This is a genomic window from Acinetobacter sp. CIP 64.2, assembly GCF_000369645.1.
Classification (GTDB): Bacteria; Pseudomonadota; Gammaproteobacteria; order Pseudomonadales; family Moraxellaceae; genus Acinetobacter.
The window spans coordinates 88,884-99,070 of the sequence record NZ_KB850126.1; the positions used below are offsets into that span (position 1 = coordinate 88,884).

The following is a 10,187-nucleotide window of genomic DNA, read 5'->3' on the forward strand; positions in this document are numbered from 1 at the left end:
AATCTCGCTGCAATTTCCATGTCAGGAATTTGTCCACTTATTCCAATGATGATGAGAACTGCAGCATTGACTTAGATCGCCAGTGCTCAGTACTGACCATCATGTAGCTTTTATCGCTTTAGCGCCTTAACTTATTTAAGTGGCGTAACTTACATAATTTATGCATCCTATTTAGGTGACCTCAGTTATAGTATTCCGTGTCAGGAATCTGTCCACTTATTCCAATGATGATGAGAACTGCAGCAATAAATTATAAAGGCAGGATAGGTGGTTACTTAACCAGCATAAGTTATGTAACTTATGCTAATTCATATTAAAATCACATGAAAGCAATCTTAATTAAAAACTTAGTATGAGAGGGCGTGGTCTTTTGTTTAAAGTGACAATTAACTAAAGGGTTACTTCTTGTATTTAGGAGCATAACCAACTTCTAACAAATAAGAAAAATACTTTCTAACATTATCGCTATCAAGAAGATCACTTGATATCCTTTCCTGAAAGTCTTCTAGAGTCTCTCCACGATGTGCGAAATCATTACCAAATTTTGGATAGTTAGTAATATCACATAGCTTTTTAGCAAAGAATATACATTGCTTAGCTGTCAATTTATAAGTTGGCTCTAAAGGAGCACTTGTACTCGTTTTATTTTGTTCTTTTTCTTCAAACATGAAATGTAATTCTGAAATATTTCTTCCCTCCTTTTTTTGTATATAAGAAACAGTAATATCCGTAAATTTGTTAATTTGATTTAAAGCTACGGTAAGAACCCTTTTTTTAAAGTCTCCCATCTTTTTATATTCATCTTCTATCAATCCGAGTTTTGATCTAAGCTCATCTATAGAAATATATAACTTACCAGTTGATCTCCAACGTATGAGTAACTCATACAGGCGAATAGCATAAATGCTTGTAAGTGGTGAGATTTGTTTAAGTTCATATCTTGTGAACTTTTCTTCAAGTTTTACAAATAAGGGGATAATATCTGGTGCAAAAATTAGTTGGACGCATCCCTCTTCCTTAACATAACCAACTTTTGAAACCCACCTACTTTTGTATATTCCTATTTTTCCAGTTATAGGATCTACTGCTTTATAATTCAAATGCCGTTCAAAAAGATTATCACATGCAGATTGTAACGCTTCATAAGATGCTTGACGTCCTAAATTAAACTGTTTCATGTATTCAGAAGCATGAATCGTAAGTATAGTATCAGAAGTAAGTTCTTTCTCAATTTCTCGAGCAGCAATGATCGCAATTAATATTAGCCTTTGCTCAGATAGATTTAGTGAATACGATGCTTCAACCAAATTATTATCTTTATATACTATGTTACTCATAGGGAGATATATTAAGGAAAATGTTATAAATAGATATATTGACAATACTACTTAACGTCCACAAATGAAAGTATTTTTAATAAAAGAATTTGTCAACTTATGCACAGAATTTGTCAACTTAGAAACAGGAAAAAGTCAACTTATTGGTAGGAATATGTCAACTCAGAAACAGGAAAAAGTCAACTTATTGGTAGGAATTTGTCAACATATACTTCCTGTATCCCTTTGCTAGTCAAGCTTTGAGCAGAGATATAAATAATAAATTTAAATAAATATATATAAATTCAAAAAGACCATTCTTTTGTGGATAACTTTTTTTTAATTTTTTTTTTCATGATAGTTGATTACTTCATAAATCACCGTTAAATTATACACAAACAAACTTACGTAACTTACATAAATTATGATTATCTTAGTTGGTGGTGAAAAAGGCGGTGCTGGTAAAAGCTGTTTAGCTCAAAATCTTGCAGTTTACTTACAACAAAGTCAAAGAGACGTCCTCTTATTAGATGCTGACCCTCAAGGAACAACAACAGATTGGGTCAAAGAAAGAGATGAAAACGATGAATTAAATAATATTCCATCAGTACAAGCATCAGGGAATATACGTTCAGTTTTAAAAGATTTAGATAAAAGATACCAAGATATTATCATTGATGCAGGTGGACAGGATTCTGAAGCATTACGTTCAGCAATGACTATAGCTACACATATGTTATTGCCGTTTAGACCCAAACGAAGAGATCTAAAAACTTTAGATCATATGGAACAAGTTTTAAAATTAGCAAAGACAGTAAATCCAAATCTGAAAGCTAGAGCAATTATTACTCAGTGTCCAACTCTTCCTTCTCAAGTTCAAAGAATTTTAGATGCAAAAGAGGCATGCAAATCATTTGGTATTGATGCATTGAATTCAATCACAACAAATCGAAATGTTTATGATGATGCAGATGAAAATGGGCTTTCGGTTTTTGAAGTAAATAGTGATCCTAAAGCGAAAGCTGAAATTGAAAGTATTGCAAGAGAGTTTTTAGGAGTATAACTATGGCTGGTTTAACTGGGCTAAACAAAAAACCTGAACCTACTGAACAAGATAAAATGTTAGATGCATTTATATCTGGTGCAGAAAAGAGGGTAAAGGCTTTAGAATCAAGTGAAAAAAAATTTATTCGTTACACTTTTTCTCTCAATGAAGATATTAGTAAACTAATTGATGAGCTGGTTGTAAAAGGGCAAAATGCAAGAATAAATCGTTCAAGTATTGTTCGAGCAGCTATAGAAAATTTATCGACATATAGTGCAGATGAATTAAAAGAAATATTAAATAAATAAATAAATTAAAAATATCCCACTTTTTTAAGGGGGATATTTTTTATCCAAGTTAAATTTACTGTAAGTCCCCGGTGAACCCTATAGATATTTTTAAATTCAGCTCAGGCTCTAGCAGTGTGGTGGTAATTTATCTATTTGAGTTATTTTATATGAAGGCGTCCTTTTCTGCACAGACACGGATCTAGGCTATTCAGCTTGGCTGACTGAATTGATGTCATGATGTTTGATGCACATTGTCAAATTCTTTATCAAGCGAAACTCTGAATCAATGCTTGTAATTGTTTCACTATGATGAGTTTGAGTCCAGTGAAATGTTGCTTGTTTCAACCGTAGAGCTTTGAATACCCAGTCCATCATGTATCAACACTTTCATACAATGACCACGCTTATTCCAAAACAAGATAACCTCAATGTTGCGATTTGACATAGTCAAAGGCTTTTAGGACATGAGAAAGAGCAGTATAAGTAACTGCTCGCATATCCATGGGCTGAGTAGAAAGCCAGATTTCATCAATGTGAATCTTATTGTGAGCACCTTGGGGAATTCTGCCAAAGCGATTGCTCCTGATACCTTCCGTTTCAGCCCAATCGCTATGTTCGCATCAGGCGTCGTTATTGATTATGCCTTATACGGAACTCCAGAGTTAGCCCTCGTTGCGAACAACAAAGCCAGAAATCCTGCAGTTCCGCGGACGCTGATAAGTAGACAGATTCCTGACACGGAATACTATAACTTACATCACTTAAATAGGATGCATAAGTTATGCAAGTTACGCCACTTAAATAAGTTAAGGCGCTAAAGCGATAAAAGCTACATGATGGCCAGTACTGAGCACTGGCGATCTAAGTCAATGCTGCAGTTCTCATCATCATTGGAATAAGTGGACAAATTCCTGACATGGAATACTATAACTGAGGTCACTTAAATGGGATGCATAAGTTATGTAAGTTACGCCACTTAAATAAGTTGAGGTGCTAAAGCGATAAAAGTGGCACTGTTGGAAATATAGATTTAAGTCGATGATTTTTCCTTTAAAAAAAGTACTTAAAGACGGCTTTGTTGCACAAAGCTGTTTGTAAGGTCTGATTCAGCAATATAATTTCCGAATGAAGAAGCCAGCAACTAAAATCTACCGTACAACGAATTGGTCCGCATATAAACTCAGTGCGAGAAACTTTCAGAGCCAATAACACTAAATATAAAAAAAATGGAAGAATAATTTACTAAGTTATTGTTTTTAAGTTGATCCTTGTTTTATATGGGGGTGATAATAACTTCTGATTACTAGTTTTTACCTTAAATATACCGATTGAAAGATTCATTTAAAGGCTATGAATACATGAGTTTTACAGTTTGGCTAGGTCAGCATGAGTACTTTTCACAAGATTTAAGATCGACCATGAACGTGATTAAGTTATAGGGGATTGATGAAATAGTTTTTATGAATTTCTGGCTTTCTGGGCTGATTTTATCAAATTCATGTCTATGCAAAATTGCGACATATTTCTCGTGCTGGTAGTTATCCAGAGTTTGGTCTGCATCTATCCATAGTGCAGACCTTTTTTTGGTGACAGTTTTTTCTTAGTGATTTTCGATCTGGATGTAGTGATTTCACGTTTGCAGAATATATCTTGGCGGTGATCCATCTAATATTCGTGATTATAAAGAGAGCTAATTCACAGGTTCTACAGATTATGTAGCGACTAACTATATCAAAGTCTATTTGCAGTTGATGGTTGGCGCTTAGTTTATATTTACGCTTAGGTTTCAGTTAAAAAATCAATATTCTGTTGAATCCGTGATTGAATCATCTGTAGGGTAGATTCTCGAATTTGATGGGGATACAGGCGCTGCGCAATTTGACTAAATTGAAGTGCAATTTCACGCATGGTCAAGATGATCTCATCGACTTCTAGAGTAGTCAGATTAGCTTCTGAAGTACCGAGTTTATGTATGTCATTTCGGGAAATATTGAGCGCTTCTCCCATAATGTCCATTTGATGATAACCACCTGGACCCTCGCAGAAGGTCACATCATAGGCTGGAGCCAATTTCCATTGACCATTTTTCTCCATGAGAAATGAAAAGTTCTTAGTATGGTCATCCCGATTATTGAAAAGCACATTAAACACAGCACGTTTAAAAGCATGCAATCTTTCTCGTACATCTTGCGTACACATCAAGGTTGCCCGGAGAAAATTGCGATAGTCTAGGCTACCTGGAACTTTATAGTCTGCTCCTGTATATGCAGCCAAACTCTGCATTGGAATCCGCATACCATTTTGACGATCGAATCGTTTAGAAGCAAAAGCCGTTAAACCATTGGGCAAATTAAAGAAATGGGTATCTGGAGTCTCAATTGCACAAAGTCGCAAACATTCTGCATAGACGGCTTCAATGGCGCAGACTTCAGGATGCTCTTGCTGAGCAGGAAACTTAATCAGCCAGGCTTCATGTTGATCAGAATCTTGAGTCGAAAACTCTAAATTGACAGGATCTCGGTAAACCAACGCTTTTGGTCTGGCACCTTGAGGGGAGCCACCCATGACCAATAAATGCTGTAGAAATTCACCACCTTCACCTTTGAGTACTTCTTGAACTTCCTGGGCTAGTTGTTGTAAAGGGATATTTTCTGAGGTTTGCATGTCAGCAACACAAGGTTCAAAGGAGAGGGCACCCATTGCGTGACTACTAATATAGGTCAGACGCTCCAAAGGTCCAATTCGTGCTGAATTTAAGCCAATTTTTTTGAAATATCGATCCATCAACATCATGCCCCAACCATCTGGTAAAGCGTCATAGACTGGACCTGGGAGTCCCATTTGATGAGTAGGAAAACCTTGTCTGAATGGTAGACCTTTTAAAGGCAGCAAGTAAGAAGAGAGCTCAACACCTTGCTGTATTGCTTCTGGACTATATTCAAAAGCAATGGTGGGTCTACCTGTCGTGGCTGTTGAACTAATCAGCGTTCCCCATAACCATGATTCGCCCCAACCGTTGTAATAAACATTAAGTCTATTGAGCATTATCCCTTCCTCTTAATACGGTGGCGCTTACTTTGACTCTCATAGCGAAGAATGTCATTCACACTGTTAAGCTGAGGTTTAAATAGTTCCTGAAGTTCGTTTAATCGACCCAAGACCATTGCAATACGGACTAAATTTTCAACAGATACATTTCGTCCCGCTTCAAGATTCGAAACTGTATTCACGCCGACACCAGCGCGTGCTGCTACCTCAGCTTGAGACATCTCCAGAAAGAGTCGTTGCTTACGTAAACGCTCACCTAAAAGAGTCACAACTTCTTCTGGTTTAGTGAAATATAAATCCATTAAATTGGGTCTTAAGAATGAATAATTTAATTAAATCACAAAATAATGGAATTAATCTATAGCTATAGTGTGGCTAAGGAGGGCTTTGTTGCACAGCACATCAGAAGGGTAGGTATAGTCCTTGGGTATCGGTTACAGAAAATCATCAGGATGTACTTTGACTGATTGTTGATACGGAGATTTCAGTATTTTCATTTTTCCTAATAGGTCACATTACTTAGAAAGGGTTCTTCGAAAATTAGTTCATACTTTAAAAATCCTATAAATATTGAGGATATTTTCTTAATGCTTTCAATATAGCATGCGGCTATATGTAACTCGAACGGGCTTAATCTGCCTTTCAGTATAAATTTTTTGGGCGTGAGAGGGGAGAGGTGTGAGGGCAAGCAATTTATATCGTGGATACTTCTAAATTACTTATGTAATAGAAGGTGGTAAACATGGATTTAGAGGTAATAACACTAAATATAAAAAAAATGGAAGAATAATTTATTAAATTATTGTTTTTATGTGGTTATTGGTGATGTTATGAATAATAATAACTTTTTCTTGATGAATTTTACCTAAAAAAATTGATCAGATAATTTTCTTTAAATGTCATGCATACATAAATTTGACAGTTTGAAGGGATCGGTATGTGCATTTTTCACAAGGTTAAAGATCGACCATAAATGTGATAAACGGCAGAGGATCATTGAAAAATGAATGGATTTAAACACTACATGTATGCACGAAAAAAAGTATCGCTGCGGTTCTGCTGACAGGCTGTATTGAGCATTGAATGCAAATGATGTAGTAATTGTCTACAGGCTATAGGACCAGCATGAAGAAGAATGAAATGTAGTTGCCAATTTATAACCTTGGTTGAAAAGCATAGCATTGTTATTCGGAGAAGTGAGGTAAGCCATCCTTCTCTTATTCATTTAAAATGATTCTTACTCAACTGATCTCGACTCATGGGCTGGTTCCAATTAGACGGATAATAACTTCCATCCCCTATCTTTTTCTTACCACATTTCTTGCATTTAATCCCTTCTTTGGAGATTTGATTCAGCATCACTGTTGTCGGTTGAATCAAATCAATGACATAGTTCGTTGGTTCAGGAAAAGCAGAAGAGGCTGCTTTATTGCAAAGAGAACATTCGGATCAAATGGATTGGATTGCACAAAAGCCATGATACAGCCACAGAGTAATTCACCTGCATGTAATCTGTAACATCCATTCAGGTCATCAGACGAAGATTAATCTGAAATTTAAGCACTAAACGCCATAAATCTATGTATGGGCAGACTTTTTTGAGACATATGTTGATAAACATGCGGCAAGTTACATTGCTTAAAAGTCTATCTAAGTTAACGATCTATTCAATTCTGGATAAGTAATCTGAATATTACGATCCTAAATTACCCGAAGAGTATTAAGATTTCTAAGAATCGTGATTGTTGGTTTATTTGGGAAATTAATCAGTGGATTGAAGCAAAGATGATGGCTCATTAAGGATTGTGGGCTTCGACTACTTAAATTTTAGGTATTTTGAATAAAGCATATTTCAAAAATCTTAATTAATGGATTTAAATTACCATAAAAACCTTCAATATTGGCTTGAATCCATTGTTGTTGAGAGTCAATGCGAGACCAATCAATACCATAACCACAATGAGCAATCAGATGCTCAAAGAAAATCCGTTGTGTACGTCCATTACCTTCACGGAATGGGTGTATGACATTAAGCTCACAATACAAGTCGGCAAGTTGAGGAATCAGTTGTTGTGGTGCTAAGCCTTGAAAGTATTTTTTTTCTTGAAGCGGTTTGAGTAGTTTATTGGTTTCAATTTCAATACGGGAAAAATTACAAAAACGGGTGTCACCTTTGGAAATATCGATTTGTCTTAACTTTCCTGCCCAGTCGTATAAGTCGCCAAAGAGCTGCGCATGAATTGATTTTAAGTATTGTAAGTCGTAAGGTGGTTCAGCATATTCAATTAAGTTACTTGCCAATCCAGACAGTTCTAGTTCAGCTTGTTCTAAAATTTGTTCATCATGAATATTGAGTTTGTTCTTTAGGATATTTGTGCCAGGGTAACAATACAGGCTGTCACCCATTTCCCCATATTTATCCATACATGCACCTGACTAAGTTTCGGGTTGCGAATACTTCTTATATTTTTGCAAGATTTCAGCTTTACTTTGTTGAGTTGTTTGAGCTGTCGTTGTAATGCCTTCAAGCTTTAGGCTGGCTTGATAGTTTTGCGCACGTGTCGCTTGAATATATTTTTTTTTCTGTTCAGTGGTTCTGAGCATTTCGAAACTCCATTGATGCTACACGTGAAGTAAGTATAGCAGAAAATCTTTTTGATCAATGCTGCATACACAGCATTTCAAAATGTAATACAACGGTATTGTTTCATGTAATAACAGAAAACTAAAAAAAAGTGGAAGAATTTTTAAAATTTAGACCACCCATGATAAGTAAACCATATGTATTTTGATGTGGTTCTAGGATTTTAGACCACGTCTATAAGTGATAATCTACTCCCCAATAAGCATGGGAAATGCTTGTTTTTGGAGTCAACCATGACACGAAGAAAACGTCGTAATCATTCAGCAGAGTTTAAAGTTAAAGTTGCTCTCGCAGCAATTAAAGGCGACCACACACTCGCTGAACTTTCTACTCAATTCGATTTACATCAAAACCAAATCATCGATTGGAAAAATCAACTGCTTGAGCAATCAGTCAATATTTTTTCACGACCAACAGCACAACAAGAACCTGAGATTGACCTCAAAGCTTTACATGCCAAGATAGGACATCAGGCATTGCAAATTGATTTTTTAGAAGGTGCGCTCAGAAAAATAGGGCAGCTGAGCGGCAAAAAATGATCGATAAGACCCATCAACTTTCGGTACGACAACAATCGCAATTGATTCAAATCAATCGCAGTACGTTGTATTACAAGCCCAAAGAGATTTCATCAACTGATTTGAGTTTGATGCGTCTGATCGATGAAATTCATCTCGACTACCCATTTATGAGCAGTCGAATGATACGAGATATGCTACAGCGTCAAGGGCATCAAATAGGTCGGCGTAAAGTCCGACGTTTAATGCGCTTGATGGGAATACATGCCTTGTATCCAAAACCCAATACCAGTAAGCCTAATCTTGCACACCGTATTTTCCCATATCTGTTGAAAAACATGGTCATCGATCACTCTAATCAAGTCTGGTGTACAGATATCACATACATTCCTATGGCTAAAGGCTTTGTCTATCTGTGTGCAGTTATAGATTGGCATAGTCGTAAAGTACTGGCTCATCGTGTATCGATCAGTATGGAAACAGACTTTTGCATAGATGCGTTGCAAGAAGCAATTGTGAAATATGGTTGTCCATAGGTGTTTAATACAGACCAAGGCAGTCAATTCACAAGCGAGGCATTTTTGAATGAGTTAAAATTGCGAAATATCAGTATCAGTATGGATGGGAAAGGACGGTGGAGAGATAATGTGATGATTGAGCGATTATGGCGCAGCTTGAAGCATGAGGAAGTCTATTTGAAGGCTTACGATACGGTTAAACAAGCGAAACAATCAATTGCTGAATATTTGGATTTTTATAACACGATACGTCCTCATTCAAGTTTGAATAAGGCAACACCAAATGAATTTTATGATCAACATTTACTAAAAGTAATGGCAGCATAATTTAAATATTTAGAGCGGATTTATCACTTATAAAACTGAATTGAGTGGTCTAATTAACGGAACCACATTATTTGTTGATAATTGTAATTTTGAGAAAATTTAGTTGATAAATTAAATGAATCTTAATATACAAAGATATGCTCATTTTTTATATCGATAAAAATGTTAAAATTTGACTATTTAGTAAAAAATATAGAGATTTTTATGGGGCAATTTATAATGCCCTTTTGCTTTGGTCGAAAAAATGTTCAACTTGAGATAGTAAAAATCAACTCAGAATTACTGAAAATCAAAAAGATTAAACAGAGTCAGAAAGCCGTAGTACAAGCAAAGTTCAAAGCAATCTACGTCAAAATTTGGCAAAAAATCTTGCTATTGATGCAAACGGAGCCTGGCTTACGTGTGCATTCTAATTATGTTGCAATCTTACAGTTGATACTGAACCGTACCGGGTTTGTCGGAGACTTTTTTATTTAAGTTA

7 protein-coding genes and 3 pseudogenes are annotated in these 10,187 nt (G+C 35.8%); 4 read left to right on the forward strand and 6 right to left on the reverse strand.

Annotated elements, in window-relative coordinates; genetic code table 11:
* Positions 1-398: 398 nt before the first annotated feature.
* Entirely contained in the window at positions 399-1,337 is a 939-nt protein-coding gene (gene repM, locus F895_RS00045; RefSeq protein WP_002046604.1) for a replication initiation protein RepM, read from the reverse strand.
* Between the two features lie 403 nt (positions 1,338-1,740).
* Here repM and F895_RS00040 point away from each other — a divergent pair, with 403 nt between their 5' ends.
* A complete protein-coding gene (locus F895_RS00040; protein WP_000585007.1) occupies positions 1,741-2,379 on the forward strand; it encodes an AAA family ATPase in 639 nt (212 codons plus the stop codon).
* A gap of 2 nt (positions 2,380-2,381) precedes the next feature.
* Positions 2,382-2,669: a hypothetical protein gene (locus tag F895_RS00035; protein ID WP_000908082.1), complete on the forward strand. Its 288-nt coding sequence runs from the start codon at positions 2,382-2,384 to the stop codon at positions 2,667-2,669.
* Between the two features lie 1,761 nt (positions 2,670-4,430).
* On the opposite strand, the gene F895_RS00030 is transcribed toward F895_RS00035, so the two are convergent.
* The 5 genes and pseudogenes from F895_RS00030 to F895_RS19840 form a co-directional block, all read right to left on the reverse strand.
* Positions 4,431-5,696: a type II toxin-antitoxin system HipA family toxin gene (locus F895_RS00030; RefSeq protein WP_000934717.1), complete on the reverse strand. Its 1,266-nt coding sequence runs from the start codon at positions 5,694-5,696 to the stop codon at positions 4,431-4,433.
* Positions 5,696-6,001, reverse strand: coding sequence for a helix-turn-helix domain-containing protein (locus F895_RS00025; protein WP_000366814.1), 306 nt, complete (start codon positions 5,999-6,001; stop codon positions 5,696-5,698). The genes F895_RS00030 and F895_RS00025 overlap by 1 nt, the downstream gene beginning before the upstream one ends.
* A gap of 919 nt (positions 6,002-6,920) precedes the next feature.
* A pseudogene (locus tag F895_RS20375) lies at positions 6,921-7,177 on the reverse strand (hypothetical protein).
* A 349-nt stretch (positions 7,178-7,526) separates the two neighbouring features.
* Entirely contained in the window at positions 7,527-8,123 is a 597-nt protein-coding gene (locus tag F895_RS00020) for a putative adenosine monophosphate-protein transferase Fic (RefSeq protein ID WP_004658347.1), read from the reverse strand.
* A 12-nt stretch (positions 8,124-8,135) separates the two neighbouring features.
* Positions 8,136-8,303, reverse strand: a complete 168-nt coding sequence (locus tag F895_RS19840; protein ID WP_002125865.1) for a YhfG family protein — start codon at positions 8,301-8,303, stop codon at positions 8,136-8,138.
* A 273-nt stretch (positions 8,304-8,576) separates the two neighbouring features.
* Here F895_RS19840 and F895_RS19845 point away from each other — a divergent pair.
* Together F895_RS19845 and F895_RS00005 are read left to right on the forward strand one after the other, a co-directional pair.
* A pseudogene (locus F895_RS19845) lies at positions 8,577-9,706 on the forward strand (IS3 family transposase).
* Between the two features lie 204 nt (positions 9,707-9,910).
* Positions 9,911-10,165: pseudogene (locus tag F895_RS00005) on the forward strand (hypothetical protein); the annotation flags it as partial.
* Positions 10,166-10,187: the final 22 nt, after the last annotated feature.